The organism is Corynebacterium sp. HMSC065D07 (assembly GCF_001810695.1).
Lineage (GTDB): Bacteria > Actinomycetota > Actinomycetes > Mycobacteriales > Mycobacteriaceae > Corynebacterium > Corynebacterium hesseae.
Map to the genome: position 1 here is coordinate 1 of NZ_KV802456.1, position 221 is coordinate 221.

The 221-nt window shown below is 60.2% G+C and carries 1 protein-coding gene; it reads left to right on the forward strand.

Annotated elements, in window-relative coordinates:
- The coding region (locus HMPREF2760_RS08000) for a transposase (RefSeq protein ID WP_148138849.1) at nucleotides 1-221 on the forward strand (221 nt) is incomplete at both ends.

Below are 221 nucleotides of genomic sequence, written 5' to 3' on the forward strand. Positions count from 1 at the left end.
CCAGGCCAGGCATCAAACCTGGTGACCATACTTGTTGACCTCACCCCGCTGGTGGACGGGCGTGGGCCTGCTCGTTTGTTAGACATGCGACCGGGCAGGTCCGCAGATGTGCTCAGCGGGTGGCTTAAAGAGCGCGACCCCAGCTTCCGGGAGCAGATACAGGTGGTGACAATGGATGGGTTCACCGGATATGCCACCGCAGTCGAGGAACAACTACCACA